This is a genomic window from Rhodococcus indonesiensis, assembly GCF_047782815.1.
In the GTDB taxonomy this organism is placed as follows: Bacteria; Actinomycetota; Actinomycetes; order Mycobacteriales; family Mycobacteriaceae; genus Rhodococcus; species Rhodococcus indonesiensis.
The window spans coordinates 2752572-2766269 of the sequence record NZ_CP180630.1; the positions used below are offsets into that span (position 1 = coordinate 2752572).

Genomic DNA, 13698 nt, shown 5'->3' on the forward strand with positions numbered 1-13698 from the left:
GTGTCGGTACCGCTGGAGCGGACGAAGGTGGATACGGCGATGGCAGCAGGTGGACTCGGGCGCAGCGGACCGTTCGAGGTCGGTGACCGGGTGCAGCTCACCGACGCCAAGGGCCGCAAGTACACGGTGGTGCTCGAGGCCGGTAAGGAGTTCCACACCCACCGCGGTGGAATCCTGCACGATGCGCTGCTCGGCGCGGACGAGGGCAGCGTCGTCACCTCCACGAACGGCACCCCGTATCTGGCGTTGCGGCCGCTGCTGACCGATTATGTGCTGTCCATGCCGCGTGGAGCGCAGGTGATCTACCCGAAGGATGCCGCGCAGATCGTGCACGAGGGTGATGTGTTCCCCGGTGCCCGGGTGCTCGAGGCCGGTGCCGGTTCGGGCGCGCTGACCTGTTCGCTGCTGCGGGCGGTGGGACCGACCGGCCGGGTGGTCTCCTACGAGGTGCGCGAGGATCACGCCGAGCACGCGGTGCGCAACGTCGAGACCTTCTTCGGGCAGCGTCCCGAGAACTGGGATCTGACGGTGGGGGACGTCGCGGACTACGACCTGGACCGGCACGGTCCGGTCGACCGGGTGGTGCTGGACATGCTGGCCCCGTGGGATGCGCTGCCGACGGTGGCGAAGGCTCTGGTGCCCGGTGGGGTGCTGATCGTGTACGTGGCGACGGTGACTCAGCTGTCGAAGGTGGTCGAGGCGCTGCGGGAGCAGACCTGCTGGACGGAACCGCGGTCGTGGGAGTCGATGGTGCGCGGCTGGCACGTGGTGGGTCTGGCGGTGCGGCCGGAACACCGGATGCAGGGGCATACCGCGTTCCTGGTCAGCGCCCGCCGGCTCGCCGAGGGCACCGTCACGCCGAAGCCGCAGCGCCGGCCGAGCAAGGGCTGATCCGGGCCGGGCGCCGAGGGCTCGGTCACGGGCAGGTCAGCGACCCCATCGCCAGGATCTGGCAGGTGCTCTCGTCCGCCAGGTGCCAGGTTCCGTCCGCCCGCTCGAATGTCAGCGGTATCGGGGCGCCGCCGTGCGGGCCGGTGACCTGCGCGGTCGCCGTGACCGTGTCGCCGTCGACAGCGGCGACGGTGTCGACGTCGGCGGTGAGTGGGTAGCCGGCGAGCATCCCGTTGAACTGTTCGAGCAGCGCGGCCCGTGCCGCGCCGTTCTCGACGATCGCGGTCTTGTCGGCCGCGGGCACCGCCGGGTCGAAGAACGTCGCCAGCACGGCGTCGAGTTCGGCCGCGGACGCCGCGGCGGACGGGGCCGGGGTGGACGACCTGTCGGCACCGGTGGAGTCGCCGGTGCCGCAGGCCGGCAGCGCGGTCAGGGCGGTGGCGGCGACGGCGGCAGCTGCCCACCTGGTGCGAGTGGTCACGGAAGTCCTTTCGACCCGACTGGGAGAAAGGCAAGGCTAACATCGGTCGCGGCGTCGCGGGTTGCCGCCGCCGTGAGGAATCCGACACGCATTCGCAGCATGCCGATTTCGCGTCGCACCACACAGTGGGCCGTCTGCCGGTAGCGTGGAATGACCGATAGTGGAGGGAGTCGCACATGAGCTCGACAGAGAACCCGGATTCGGTTGCGGCGGCACAGGAACTCGAAGCGCTGCGCGCCGAGGCGACCGCCCTGCGGCGGCGGCTCGTCGAACCGTCCGAACAGGTCCGTGACCTCGAGGCCCGGATCGACTCCCTGACCGTGCGCAACGGCAAGCTGATGGACACCCTCAAAGAGGCCCGCCAGCAGCTGATCACCCTGCGCGAGGAAGTCGACCGGCTCGGTCAGCCCCCCAGCGGTTACGGGGTGCTGCTCGGCATCTACGACGACCAGACCGTGGACGTGTTCACCTCCGGCCGCAAGATGCGGGTCACCGTGTCCCCGAACCTCGAACCCGATTCCTTCGTCTCCGGGCAGACGGTCCGGTTGAACGAGGCGCTGACCGTCGTCGAAGCCGGCGGCTTCGAGCGGGTCGGGGAGATCACCACCTTGCGCGAGGTCCTCGACGACGGCACCCGCGCCCTCGTGGTCGGACACGCCGACGAGGAACGCATCGTGTGGCTGGCCGCGCCGCTGGCCGCCGCGGCGGCGGCCGCGGCCGGGATCGTCGAGGTCGGCGAGGGCGACGACGACACCGAAGCGTCGTTCAAGCTGCGGCCGGGCGACTCGCTGCTGGTCGACAGCAAGGCCGGGTACGCCTTCGAGCGCATCCCCAAGGCCGAGGTCGAGGACCTCGTCCTCGAAGAGGTTCCCGACGTCGACTACAACGACATCGGTGGCCTCGGCCGGCAGATCGAACAGATCCGCGACGCGGTGGAACTGCCGTTCCTGCACAAGGACCTGTTCCGTGAGTACGCGCTGCGCCCACCCAAGGGGGTGCTGCTCTACGGCCCGCCCGGCTGCGGCAAGACCCTCATCGCCAAGGCCGTCGCCAACTCGCTCGCCAAGAAGATCGCCGAGGCCCGCGGCGAGGATTCGAAGGAGGCCAAGTCCTACTTCCTCAACATCAAGGGCCCCGAACTGCTCAACAAGTTCGTCGGCGAGACCGAACGCCACATCCGGCTGATCTTCCAGCGGGCGCGGGAGAAGGCGTCCGAAGGCACCCCGGTGATCGTGTTCTTCGACGAGATGGACTCGATCTTCCGCACCCGCGGCTCCGGGGTGTCCTCCGACGTCGAGACCACGGTGGTGCCGCAGCTGCTGTCGGAGATCGACGGTGTCGAAGGTCTCGAGAACGTCATCGTGATCGGTGCGTCCAACCGGGAGGACATGATCGACCCGGCGATCCTGCGGCCCGGCCGGCTCGACGTGAAGATCAAGATCGAACGGCCCGACGCCGAGGCGGCACTGGACATCTTCTCCAAGTACCTCACCGAGGGGCTGCCGGTGCACGCCGACGACCTCGCCGAGTTCGGCGGGCACCGCGGTGCGTGCGTGCGCGCGATGATCGAACGGGTCGTCGACCGGATGTACGCCGAGAGCGAGGAGAACCGCTTCCTCGAAGTGACGTACGCCAACGGCGACAAGGAGGTCCTGTATTTCAAGGACTTCAACTCCGGGGCGATGATCCAGAACATCGTCGACCGCGCCAAGAAGTACGCGATCAAGTCGGTGCTCGAGACCGGGGCCCCGGGCCTGCGGGTGCAGCACCTGCTCGACTCCATCGTCGACGAGTTCGCCGAGAACGAGGACCTGCCCAACACCACCAACCCGGACGACTGGGCACGGATCTCCGGCAAGAAGGGCGAACGCATCGTCTACATCCGCACCCTGGTCACCGGTAAGAACGCCAGCGCCAGCCGGGCGATCGACACCGAGTCCAACACCGGCCAGTACCTGTGACGCCGTCCCGGTGGGGCCGCCGCGTGGAGCGGTGGCCCCACCGGGACCCGACGCGACCGGCAGGAGGGTGAGCGTGCCGCTGCCCCGTGCCCTCGCCCTGTTCAACCGGGTGGTCACCAACCGGCTCGCCCGGCCCGTCGCCGGGTACCTGCCGGGCACGGCGGTCGTCGAGCACCGCGGCCGGCGCAGCGGACGCCGCTACCGCACCCCGGTGCTGGTATTCGGCTACGCCGGCGGCTACCGCATCGCGCTGACCTACGGTCCCCGGACCGACTGGGTGCGCAATGTGCGTGCCGCGGGCGGCTGCACCCTGCACCACCGCGGCCGCCGCATCGACCTCGTCGACCCCGTCGTCGGTCGCGACCCGGCGGCGGGCTGGGCGCCGCCCGGGGTCCGCCGGGTCCTGCGCGCGACCGGCTCGGTGGAGTTTCTCGATACCACCGTCGCCCCGCCGTCCACCCGTCCCGGCCCGCCCGGCCCGGCGCCGATCGCCTAACCTCGACGTCATGCAGCGGATCATCGGCATCGAGGTCGAGTACGGGATCTCCTCACCCAACGAGCCCACAGCGAACCCGATCCTCACGTCCACCCAGGCGGTGCTGGCGTACGCGGCCGCCGAGGGCGTGCCCCGCGCCAAGCGCACCCGCTGGGACTACGAGGTCGAGTCCCCCCTGCGCGACGCCCGCGGCTTCGACCTGGGCCGGTTCAACGGCCCGGCCCCGGTCATCGACGCCGACGAGGTCGGCGCCGCCAACATGATCCTCACCAACGGTGCCCGGCTCTACGTCGACCACGCCCACCCGGAGTACTCCGCGCCGGAGGTCACCGACCCCCTCGACGCGGTCATCTGGGACAAGGCCGGCGAACGAGTGATGGAGGCCGCCGCCCGGCACGCCTCGAGCGTGCCCGGAGCGCCGCGCCTGCAGCTGTACAAGAACAACGTCGACGGCAAGGGCGCCTCGTACGGCACCCACGAGAACTACCTCATGGCCCGCGACACCCCGTTCTCGGCGGTGGTCGCCGGGTTGACCCCGTTCTTCGTCTCCCGGCAGGTGATCACCGGTTCCGGCCGGGTCGGCATCGGCCAGTCCGGCGACGAGGCCGGCTTCCAGCTGTCCCAGCGCGCCGACTACATCGAGGTCGAGGTCGGCCTCGAGACCACCCTCAAACGGGGCATCATCAACACCCGCGACGAGCCGCACGCCGACGCCGACAAGTACCGGCGCCTGCACGTGATCATCGGCGACGCCAACCTCGCCGAGATGTCGACCTACCTCAAGGTCGGCACCACCGCGCTGGTGCTGGATCTGATCGAGGCCGGCGTGGACCTGTCGGATCTGCAGCTGGCGCGGCCGGTCACCGCCGTGCACCACATCAGCCACGACCCCACGCTGCGCAAGACCGTGGCCCTGACCGACGGCCGGGAGCTGACCGGTCTGGCCCTGCAGCGGATCTACCACGAGCGGGTCGCGAAGTTCCACGACGGCACCGACGACAAGCGGGTCCGTGACATCCTCGACAAGTGGGCGATGGTCCTCGACCTGCTCGAACGCGACCCCATGGACTGCGCGCACCTGCTGGACTGGCCGGCGAAACTGCGCCTGCTCGAGGGGTTCCGCAACCGGGAGGGCCTGGCGTGGTCGGCGCCGCGGCTGCACCTGGTGGACCTGCAGTACTCCGACGTGCGCCTGGACAAGGGCCTGTACAACCGGCTCGTCGCCCGCGGCTCGATGGAGCGCCTGGTCGCCGAGCAGGATGTGCTCGACGCGGTGCACACCCCGCCGTCGGACACCCGCGCATTCTTCCGCGGCGAATGCCTGCGCCGGTTCGGCGCCGACATCGCCGCCGCCAGCTGGGACTCGGTGATCTTCGACCTGGGCGGCGAATCCCTGGTGCGCATCCCCACCCTCGAGCCGCTGCGCGGCAGCCGCGCGCACGTCGGCAAACTGCTCGACTCGGTGGATTCGGCGGCCGCACTGGTCGACGAACTGACCAGCTGACCCGCCCGGGCGGGCGCGACACGCGCGTAGTCGCGCGGAGTGTCGCATCTGCTCGGTAGGGTGGAGGTCCGAGCAGTCGGTGCTCGCGCCGGTCGCGGCCGGGGCGGGCACCACGAACGAACGAGGAGGTCGACCGCTATGGCTCAGGAGCGGACCACACGCGGTGGCGGAGGCGACGACGACGAGGTCGTCGGCGACGGCGGTGCCGGTCAGGAACGACGCGAGAAGCTCGCGGCCGAGACCGACGACCTGCTCGACGAGATCGACGACGTGCTCGAGGAGAACGCCGAGGACTTCGTGCGTGCGTACGTGCAGAAGGGCGGCCAGTGACAGCGGAGCGTTCGCCGATCCCGTTCCCCGTCCACGCGCCGCACATGCCGTTCGGTTCGCCGCTGTCCTCGTTCTCCGACCACCTGCGCCTGCACGCGCCGGAACTGCTGCCGGAGAATCGTCCCGGGCTGCGCGGCGCCGATGCGGATATCGCCCCGCACGGCACCACGATCGTCGCGGTGACGTTCGCCGGCGGGGTGCTGATCGCCGGTGACCGGCGCGCCACCATGGGCAACATGGTCGCCAGCCGGGACGTGCAGAAGGTGTTCGTCACCGACAGCTACTCCGCGGCCGGGATCGCCGGCACCGCCGGCCTGGCGGTCGAGCTCGTGCGCCTGTTCGCGGTGGAACTCGAGCACTACGAGAAGATCGAGGGCGTCCCGCTGACCTTCGACGGCAAGGCCAACCGGTTGTCGTCGATGGTGCGCGGTAACCTCGGGGCCGCGATGCAGGGGCTGGCGGTGGTGCCGCTGCTGGTCGGCTACGACCTCGAGGCGCCGGACCCGCAGCACGCCGGCCGGATCGTGTCCTACGACGTGGTGGGGGGCCGTTACGAGGAGCGGGCCGGCTACCACGCGGTCGGCTCGGGTTCGTTGTTCGCCAAGTCGTCGCTCAAGAAGCTCTACCGCGCCGACGCGGACGAGGCGGCGGCGCTGCGCACCGTCGTCGAGGCCCTCTACGACGCCGCCGACGACGACACCGCCACCGGCGGCCCGGACACCGCCCGCGGCATCTATCCCACGGCGGTGGTCATCACCGCCGACGGCGCCGTCGAGGTGCCGGAGCAGACGTTGTCGGAGCTGGCCCGCACCGTCGTCGCGGACCGCACCGTCACCGAGTCCGGGCAGGGAGGTGCGCTGTGACGCTGCCGTACTATGCGTCCGCCGAGCAGATCATGCGCGATCGCTCGGAACTGGCGCGCAAGGGCATCGCGCGGGGCCGCAGCGTGGTCGTGCTGATCTATGCCGACGGGGTGGTGTTCGTCGCCGAGAACCCGTCGAAGGCCCTGCACAAGGTCAGCGAACTGTACGACCGCATCGGGTTCGCCGCGGTCGGCAAGTACAACGAGTTCGAGAACCTGCGGCGCGCCGGGATCGTGCACGCCGACATGCGCGGCTACTCCTACGACCGGCGCGATGTGACCGTGCGGTCGCTGGCCAACGCGTACGCCCAGACTCTGGGCACCATCTTCACCGAGCAGCCCAAGCCGTACGAGGTGGAGATCTGCGTCGCCGAGGTCGGCCGCGCCGAGTCCGCCGACATCGCGCAGCTGTATCGCATCACCTACGACGGGTCGATCGTCGACGAACCGCAGTTCGTGGTGATGGGCGGGCACACCGAACCCATCGCCACCGCGTTGCGTGAGTCGTACCGGCCGGGGCTGTCCCTCGCCGAGGCGGTGCAGGTCGCGGTGCAGGCGTTGCAGCAGGTGCCCGCCGCCGGGCCCGAGAACGGCACCCGGGTGCTCGGCCGCGCCGAACTCGAGGTGGCGGTGCTCGAGAAGGCCCGTCCGCGCCGCGCGTTCCGCCGCATCACCGGCGTCGCGCTCGACCAGTTGCTGCCCGGCAGTGACACCGCGCCCGGCAGCGACACCGGGCCGGGCAGCGACACCGCCGGAGCGGACGGAGCGGAGCCCGCTCAGGGTTCCTGATCGACGGGCCGGTAGACGGTCAGCGCGCCGGGGGCGCTGCGGAATTCGAACCGCGTGCCCTCGGCGAGGACCTCACCGTCGGTGGCCAGGGCGACCCGCCCGTCGCGCACCCGCACCGACAGCGCCGGCGCATCGCGCCGCACGTGGATCGGCGACCCGGCGAGGCTGCCGGTGACCGCCGCCGCGAGCAGCCGCGTCCGCGACCAGTGCAGGTCGGCCCGCAGATACCGCACGTCCAGGGTCCCGGTGTCGAGACGGGGCCGTGACATCGGCACCCGATCGTCCGGCGCGTACCGCCCGTTGCCGACGAACAGCAACCACACCGCGGTGGGCACCCCGTCCAGGGACACCCGCAGCGGGCTGGCGGTCGCGAGGACCGCGGCCAGCGCCGCCGCGGCGGCCGGCCATTTACCGATCCGTGGTTCCCAGCGTTCGCGCAGCCGCACCGAGTCCGGATAGCCGCCCACGCTGGCGGTGTTGACAAACACCGGGCCACCGTCCGGGCCGGACCCGTCGGCACCGTCCGGGCCGGACCTGTCGACCTGTACCCGGCCGAGGTCCACCCGCTGGGCCTGTCCGTGCTCGATCGCGCGCACGGTCTGCTCGAGGTCGAGCAGACCGGCATCGCGCGCGAAGTGGTTCAAGGTGCCGCCGGGGAACACCGCCAGCGGCAGGCCGTGCGACGCGGCCGCGCCGGCCGCGGCCCGCACGGTGCCGTCCCCGCCGTGTACGCCGAGCGCCGCGGGGGCGTGCTCGGCGACGTGCCGGTCGAGTTGGACGGTGAACTCCTGGTCCGGGTCGAGGACGATCACCCGTGCCCGGGGCAGCGCCGCGGCGATCACGTCCGCGTCGTCGTCCCGGCCCGCGTCGGGATTGACCAGCACCAGCAGGTCCCGGCCCTCGGGGAGGGCGGGGGCCGGGGCGGGTGGGCCCAGCCGGGCGGGCTCTTCGGTGCGGACCGCCCACCAGCGGCGGGTGGCCAGGGCCACCGCCGTGCCGAGGGCGACGCCGGTGACCACGTCGGCCGGCCAGTGCACCCCGGTGTGCACCCGGGAGTAGGCGACCGCCGCGGCCACCGGCGCGAGCACGGCCCCCGTCAGGGGGGATTCGAGGGCCATCCCGGTGGCGAAGGCCGCCGCCGACGCCGAATGCCCGGACGGGAACGACGACGAGCGCGGCGTCGGCAGCGAGCGGCGCAGCGGCCCGTCCTGCCGGGCGGGGGGACGGCGGCGCGGCAGTAGCGGCTTGAGCACGCCGTTGGCCAGGGCGCTGGCCCCGCCCAGGGCCAGCAGGCCGCGGACGGCGCCGCGCCGGGGCCGTCCGCCGATCGCGGCGCACGCCGCGGCGCAGCCCAGCCACAGCCGACCGTGGTCGGCGGCGCGGCTCAGGCCACGCAGCACGGGGTCGGCGGGGGAGGGCCGCAGGGCGGCGCTGCCGGCGAACAGGGACCGGTCCAGACGTGTCAGCGGGGCGTGGGTGAACATCACGGGTTCGACGGTAATCCCGTTGCGGCTCATGCTCGGTGATTCCGCGCGGTACTGTCGAAGTGTGCAGCGACGAATCATGGGCATCGAGACGGAGTTCGGGGTCACGTGCACCTTCCACGGGCACCGGCGGCTGAGCCCGGACGAGGTCGCCCGGTATCTGTTCCGTCGGGTGGTGTCCTGGGGGCGCAGCTCGAACGTGTTCCTCCGCAACGGGGCGCGCCTGTACCTGGACGTCGGGTCGCATCCGGAGTACGCCACGGCCGAGTGCGACGACCTTCTCCAGCTCGTCGAGCACGACCACGCCGGCGAGCGGGTGCTCGAGGAACTGCTGATCGACGCCGAGCAGCGCCTCGCCGAGGAGGGCATCGGCGGCGACATCTACCTGTTCAAGAACAACACCGACTCGGCCGGCAACTCCTACGGCTGCCACGAGAACTACCTCGTGGTGCGGGCCGGGGAGTTCTCCCGCATCTCGGACGTGCTGCTGCCGTTCCTGGTGACGCGGCAGTTGATCTGCGGTGCCGGGAAGGTGCTGCAGACCCCCAAGGCCGCCACGTTCTGCCTGTCGCAGCGCGCCGAGCACATCTGGGAGGGCGTGTCGTCGGCGACCACCCGGTCCCGGCCGATCATCAACACCCGCGACGAGCCGCACGCCGACGCCGAGAAGTACCGGCGGTTGCACGTGATCGTCGGTGACTCGAACATGTCCGAGACCACCACGATGCTCAAGGTAGGCTCCGCGTCGCTGGTGCTCGAGATGATCGAGGCCGGGGTGGCGTTCCGCGATTTCGCGCTCGACAACCCGATCCGGGCCATCCGGGAGGTCAGCCACGATCTGACCGGGCGCAGGCCGGTGCGTCTGGCCGGTGGCCGGCAGGCCAGCGCCCTCGACATCCAGCGTGAGTACCACGGCCGGGCGGTGGAGTACCTGCGCACCCGTGAACCCGATCCGCACGTCGAGCAGGTGGTGGATCTGTGGGGCCGGGTGCTCGACGCGGTCGAGTCGCAGGACTTCGCCAAGGTCGAAACCGAGGTCGACTGGGTGATCAAGCGCAAGCTGTTCCAGCGGTACCAGGACCGCTACGACCTGGAGCTGTCCGATCCGAAGATCGCCCAGCTGGACCTGGCGTACCACGACATCAAGCGCGGGCGCGGGGTGTTCGACCTGCTGCAGCGCAAGGGCCTGGCCACGCGGCTGACCGACGACGAGTCCGTCGACGCGGCCGTGCACACCCCGCCGCAGACCACCCGGGCGAAGCTGCGCGGGGACTTCATCGCCGCCGCACAGGACGCCGGCCGCGACTTCACCGTGGACTGGGTGCACCTCAAGCTCAACGATCAGGCGCAGCGCACGGTGTTGTGCAAGGACCCGTTCCGCTCGGTCGACGAACGCGTCGAACGGCTCATCGCCTCGATGTAGGAGTGTCCCGGGGTCGCCGGCCGTACGGGCGGCGTCCGGTAACCGGGTCGGCCGGCGGGCGGGGGATTAGGCTGCACCGCGTGGCGAATTCCAAAGTCGAGCGGCTGGTGAACCTGGTCATCTGCCTGTTGTCCACCCGCCAGTTCCTCACCGCCGAGAAGATCCGCGCCTCCGTCGCCGGATACGACGACTCGGGCAGCGACGAGGCGTTCAGCCGCATGTTCGAACGCGACAAGAACGAGCTGCGCGATCTGGGGATCCCCCTCGAGACCGGCATGCCGTCCCGGTTCTCCACCGTCGAGGGCTACCGCATCAACCGCGACGCCTACGAGCTGCCCGAGATCGAACTGACCAGCGCCGAGGCGGCGGCGGTCGCGGTGGCGGCGGCGCTGTGGGAATCGCCGGAGCTCACCTCCGCGGCGCAGGGCGCGCTGCTCAAGCTGCGCGCCGCCGGGGTGCAGGTCGATGCCGATCCGGCGGGCGCGATCACCGCGATGCCCACCCGCAGTCGCGGGTCCGAGCCGGTGCTGGGGCGGTTGCTCGCTGCCGTCGACGCGCGCCGCGCGGTGCGGTTCCGGCACCGCAGTTCCCCGACCGACCCGTGGACCGAACGCACCGTCGAGCCGTGGGGGGTGGTCACGGTGCACGGTCGCTGGTATCTGGTGGGGTTCGACCGGGACCGGGGGGCGCCGCGCACCTTCCGGCTCTCCCGGATCGACGACGACATCACGGAGTTCGGTCCGGCCGGGGCCGTGCGGATCCCCGAGGGGGTGGATCTGCGGGCGCACGCCCGCGCCGCCACCGTCGCCGGCGACGTGACCGGTCATGCCCGGGTGTGGGTCGCGGACGGGCGCGCCTTCGAACTGCGCCGGCTCGGCACCGAGCACGAACGTCGCGTGGTGGGCGACCGGCCCGGCACCGTCCTGGACGTGCCGGTGCGGTCGTGGGAGTGGATCGGGCGGGTGATCGCCGGGCAGGGCGCCGACGCGCTGGTCCTCGACCCGCCGGAGTTGCGCGAGGAGGTGCGCCGCATCCTGGCCCGGGTGCTGGCCACCACGACGGCCGGCGCCGGTGCCGGTGCGAGCGGCGGCGTGGCCGCCGAGCGGGGGGAGAACCGATGAGCACACGTCTGTCCGGTCGGCTGACCCGGCTGCTGAACCTGGTGCCCTACTTCCTGGCCCATCCGGGGATCAGCGCCGCCGAGGCCGCGCGGGATCTCGGGGTCACCCCGAAGCAGATCATGGACGACCTGAATCAGCTGTGGGTGTGCGGGCTGCCCGGCTACGGTCCCGGCGACCTGATCGATCTGTCGTTCTCCGAGGACAGCATCGTGGTGACCTTCACCGCCGGGATCGACCGGCCGCTGCGGCTGACGTCCACCGAGGCCACGGCGCTGCTGGTGGCGTTGCGGTCGCTGGTGGAGATGCCTGGTGTGGTCGACCCCACCGCGGCGCTCGGGGCGATCGCCAAGATCGAGGCGGCGGCCGGCACGGCTGCGGCCCCCGCCCGCCCCCCGGCGCCCGCCCCTCCGGTCGCCGAGGACCCGGTGGCGGCGACGGTGCGTTCGGCCGTGCAGCACGGCCGGGCGCTGCACCTGACCTACTATTCGGCCTCCCGCGACGCGGTGTCCGAACGTGACGTCGATCCGATCCGCCTCGTGCTGGTCGGGGAGCAGACGTACCTGCAGGCCTGGTGCCGGGCCGCCGACGGGGTGCGGCTGTTCCGGTTCGACCGCATCGACGCCGCCACCGAACTCGACGAACCGGCGAATCCGCCCGAGCGGGCGCTGGACGGGGACGACCACCTCGACCTGTTCGCGGGGGACCCGGCGTTGCCGGCGGCGCGGTTGCGCATCGACCCCGGCTACGGGTGGCTGCTCGACTACTATCCGCTCACCGATGTGCAGGCCCACGAGGACGGCGTCGTCGACGCGGTGATGCACTACGCGTCGCTGGACTGGATGGCGCGGCTGACCGTCGGCCTCGGCGCGGGGGTGCGGGTGCTGGGCCCGCCGGAGCTGGTCGCGGCGGTGCGGGATCGGGCGCAGGCGGCGCTGACGGCGTACGACGTGCTGCCCGGGAACGGGGTGTGAAGCCGCTGCGAACTCCCTGTGAACGCCCCTGTGCGGCGCGCCGCGGCCGGGGTGGTCCGGTAGCATCGACGCCAGCAGATCAGTGGAGGTTGATAATGGGTGCAATGAGCCCCTGGCACTGGGCCATCGTCGCGATCGTCGTGATCATCCTGTTCGGTTCGAAGAAGCTGCCCGATGCGGCCCGCGGTCTCGGCCGGTCGCTGCGCATCTTCAAGAGCGAGGTCAAGGAGATGCAGAACGACGACGCGCGCCCCGCGCAGCAGCAGGCTCCGAGCCCGTTGCCGCCGGCCCAGGCGCCCGTGGAGCCGCAGCCGCAGCCGTCGCATCCCGAATCGCGTTCGGCCTGACCGCATTACCCTGACCGGGACATCCACGCGGATGTCCCGGTCCTCCGCTGATCCCAGCGGCCGTGACAGGAGCTGAGAACCGCACCGTGCGCATCCCGTTCGATCCGCGTCGAAGCCGACGCAAGACCAATCCCGACGGCACCATGTCGCTGGTCGAGCACCTCTACGAACTGCGCACCCGCCTGCTCATCGCCCTCGCCGCGGTGGTCCTCACCACGATCGTCGGGTTCGTCTGGTACAGCACCAGCCTGTTCGGGCTGCCGAGCCTCGGCGAGATCCTGCGCGGCCCCTACTGTGATCTGCCGGCGTCCGCGCGCGCCGACATCAGCCCCGACGACAGCTGCCGGCTGCTCGCCACGGGGCCGTTCGAACAGTTCATGCTGCGGCTGAAGGTGGCGCTGACCGCGGGCATCGTGCTCGCCTGCCCGATCTGGCTGTACGAGCTGTGGGCGTTCATCACCCCCGGTCTGTATGCGAAGGAACGCCGCTACGCGATCGGGTTCGTCGTCTCCGGCGCGGCGCTGTTCGTCGCGGGCGCCGTCCTGGCCTACCTGGTGGTCTCGCACGCATTGTCGTTCCTGCTCACCGTCGGCAACGACGTGCAGGTCACCGCGCTGTCGGGCTCGGAGTACTTCGGGTTCATCATCAACCTGCTCGTGATCTTCGGGGTGTCCTTCGAGATCCCCCTCGTCATCGTCGCCCTCAACGCCGTCGGGGTGCTCAGCTACGCCAAGCTCAAGGCGTGGCGGCGGGGGCTGATCATGGCGATGTTCGTCTTCGCCGCCGTCGCCACCCCCGGCCAGGATCCGTTCTCGATGCTGGCGCTGGCCGCAGCCCTGACCCTGCTGCTCGAACTGGCCATCCAGATCGCCCGCCTCACCGACAAGCGCCGTGCCCGCCGCGACCGGGAACAGGGCTGGGGTGACCTCGACGACGACGAGAGCTCGCCGATCACACCGCCGGCCCCGGTGCCCGCGCCCACCTCCACGCCGCCGCCCGGGCCCGCGTCCGCCGACTACTCCGACACCCTCTAGTCGC

General features: G+C 71.3%; 14 protein-coding genes. 12 read left to right on the top strand and 2 right to left on the bottom strand.

Translation table 11 applies throughout. From position 1 onward, the window contains the following. Positions 1-39 precede the first annotated feature (39 nt). Positions 40-891 (top strand): tRNA (adenine-N1)-methyltransferase, encoded by an 852-nt coding sequence (locus ACM26Y_RS12855; RefSeq protein ID WP_054374826.1) that lies wholly within the window; start codon positions 40-42, stop codon positions 889-891. A 25-nt stretch (positions 892-916) separates the two neighbouring features. Here ACM26Y_RS12855 and ACM26Y_RS12860 read toward each other — a convergent pair whose 3' ends face one another. Beyond that, on the bottom strand, positions 917-1372 hold the full coding sequence (locus ACM26Y_RS12860; protein ID WP_416063592.1) for a nuclear transport factor 2 family protein: 456 nt from the start codon (positions 1370-1372) through the stop codon (positions 917-919). Between the two features lie 176 nt (positions 1373-1548). Between ACM26Y_RS12860 and arc the strand changes: the two genes are divergently transcribed. From arc to prcA, 6 genes are all read left to right on the top strand, one after another. Then, entirely contained in the window at positions 1549-3333 is a 1785-nt protein-coding gene (gene arc, locus ACM26Y_RS12865) for a proteasome ATPase (protein ID WP_416063593.1), read from the top strand. Between the two features lie 73 nt (positions 3334-3406). After that, on the top strand, positions 3407-3829 hold the full coding sequence (locus ACM26Y_RS12870) for a nitroreductase family deazaflavin-dependent oxidoreductase (RefSeq protein WP_416063594.1): 423 nt from the start codon (positions 3407-3409) through the stop codon (positions 3827-3829). Between the two features lie 10 nt (positions 3830-3839). Then, the gene (dop, locus tag ACM26Y_RS12875; RefSeq protein WP_054374829.1) at positions 3840-5333 is read left to right on the top strand and encodes a depupylase/deamidase Dop; all 1494 of its coding nucleotides are present in this window, start codon (positions 3840-3842) and stop codon (positions 5331-5333) included. Between the two features lie 138 nt (positions 5334-5471). Next, entirely contained in the window at positions 5472-5663 is a 192-nt protein-coding gene (locus ACM26Y_RS12880) for a ubiquitin-like protein Pup (protein WP_003937722.1), read from the top strand. 44 nt (positions 5664-5707) lie between these two features. Continuing rightward, positions 5708-6526 (top strand): proteasome subunit beta, encoded by an 819-nt coding sequence (prcB, locus tag ACM26Y_RS12885; protein WP_052033997.1) that lies wholly within the window; start codon positions 5708-5710, stop codon positions 6524-6526. Further along, complete coding sequence (gene prcA / locus ACM26Y_RS12890) at positions 6523-7314, top strand: proteasome subunit alpha (RefSeq protein WP_416063595.1); 792 nt, start codon at positions 6523-6525, stop codon at positions 7312-7314. Before prcB ends, prcA begins: the two co-directional genes overlap by 4 nt. On the opposite strand, the gene ACM26Y_RS12895 is transcribed toward prcA, so the two are convergent. Beyond that, positions 7302-8798, bottom strand: a complete 1497-nt coding sequence (locus ACM26Y_RS12895) for a bifunctional phosphatase PAP2/diacylglycerol kinase family protein (protein ID WP_416063667.1) — start codon at positions 8796-8798, stop codon at positions 7302-7304. The two genes, prcA and ACM26Y_RS12895, sit on opposite strands and share 13 nt — an antisense overlap. A gap of 64 nt (positions 8799-8862) precedes the next feature. Here ACM26Y_RS12895 and pafA point away from each other — a divergent pair, with 64 nt between their 5' ends. The 5 genes from pafA to tatC all read left to right on the top strand — a co-directional run bounded on the left by pafA (position 8863) and on the right by tatC (position 13694). Further along, positions 8863-10221 carry a Pup--protein ligase gene (pafA, locus tag ACM26Y_RS12900; RefSeq protein ID WP_003937216.1) on the top strand — a complete coding sequence of 453 codons (1359 nt, stop codon included), beginning with the start codon at positions 8863-8865 and terminating at the stop codon, positions 10219-10221. 80 nt (positions 10222-10301) lie between these two features. After that, positions 10302-11342, top strand: a complete 1041-nt coding sequence (locus tag ACM26Y_RS12905; RefSeq protein WP_054375313.1) for a helix-turn-helix transcriptional regulator — start codon at positions 10302-10304, stop codon at positions 11340-11342. After that, on the top strand, positions 11339-12313 hold the full coding sequence (locus ACM26Y_RS12910; RefSeq protein WP_416063596.1) for a helix-turn-helix transcriptional regulator: 975 nt from the start codon (positions 11339-11341) through the stop codon (positions 12311-12313). Before ACM26Y_RS12905 ends, ACM26Y_RS12910 begins: the two co-directional genes overlap by 4 nt. 95 nt (positions 12314-12408) lie before the next feature. Further along, the gene (gene tatA, locus ACM26Y_RS12915; RefSeq protein WP_054375311.1) at positions 12409-12660 is read left to right on the top strand and encodes a Sec-independent protein translocase subunit TatA; all 252 of its coding nucleotides are present in this window, start codon (positions 12409-12411) and stop codon (positions 12658-12660) included. Positions 12661-12746: 86 nt separating this feature from the next. Beyond that, positions 12747-13694: a twin-arginine translocase subunit TatC gene (tatC, locus tag ACM26Y_RS12920; RefSeq protein ID WP_416063668.1), complete on the top strand. Its 948-nt coding sequence runs from the start codon at positions 12747-12749 to the stop codon at positions 13692-13694. Positions 13695-13698: the final 4 nt, after the last annotated feature.

Bases quoted from the DNA above. Each gene is read 5' to 3' on its own strand.
- arc (WP_416063593.1), top strand. From the start codon at position 1,549: ATGAGCTCGACAGAGAACCCGGATTCGGTTGCGGCGGCACAGGAACTC.
- prcB (WP_052033997.1), top strand. From the start codon at position 5,708: ATGCCGTTCGGTTCGCCGCTGTCCTCGTTCTCCGACCACCTGCGCCTG.
- dop (WP_054374829.1), top strand. From the start codon at position 3,840: ATGCAGCGGATCATCGGCATCGAGGTCGAGTACGGGATCTCCTCACCC.
- tatA (WP_054375311.1), top strand. From the start codon at position 12,409: ATGGGTGCAATGAGCCCCTGGCACTGGGCCATCGTCGCGATCGTCGTG.
- ACM26Y_RS12880 (WP_003937722.1), top strand. From the start codon at position 5,472: ATGGCTCAGGAGCGGACCACACGCGGTGGCGGAGGCGACGACGACGAG.
- ACM26Y_RS12855 (WP_054374826.1), top strand. From the start codon at position 40: ATGGCAGCAGGTGGACTCGGGCGCAGCGGACCGTTCGAGGTCGGTGAC.
- ACM26Y_RS12895 (WP_416063667.1), bottom strand. From the start codon at position 8,798: ATGTTCACCCACGCCCCGCTGACACGTCTGGACCGGTCCCTGTTCGCC.
- ACM26Y_RS12910 (WP_416063596.1), top strand. From the start codon at position 11,339: ATGAGCACACGTCTGTCCGGTCGGCTGACCCGGCTGCTGAACCTGGTG.